Below are 279 nucleotides of genomic sequence, written 5' to 3' on the forward strand. Positions count from 1 at the left end.
CACCTCCACCGACGGCTTCGGACTGCACCCCGCACTCCTGGACGCCGCCCTGCACGCCGTGGCCCTCGGCGACTTCACCGAAGCAGCCGACCACGCACTCCTGCCCTTCGCCTGGACCGGCGTAACCCTCCACGCCACCGGCGCCTCCGTACTCCGCGTCAAACTCACCCCCGCCGGCACCGACGCCGTAACCATCACCGCAACCGACGAAACCGGCACCCCCGTCGCCACCGCGGACTCCCTCGTACTCCGCGCCATCACCACCGACCAACTCACCGC

General features: G+C 71.0%; 1 protein-coding gene. It reads left to right on the forward strand.

Going from position 1 to position 279, the window contains the following annotated elements; genetic code table 11:
- Positions 1-279: polyketide synthase dehydratase domain-containing protein (locus tag IG54_RS38975; protein ID WP_037898498.1), on the forward strand; the 279-nt coding region annotated here is incomplete at both ends.

This window comes from Streptomyces sp. NRRL S-920 (genome assembly GCF_000717945.1).
Classification (GTDB): Bacteria; Actinomycetota; Actinomycetes; order Streptomycetales; family Streptomycetaceae; genus Streptomyces; species Streptomyces alboniger.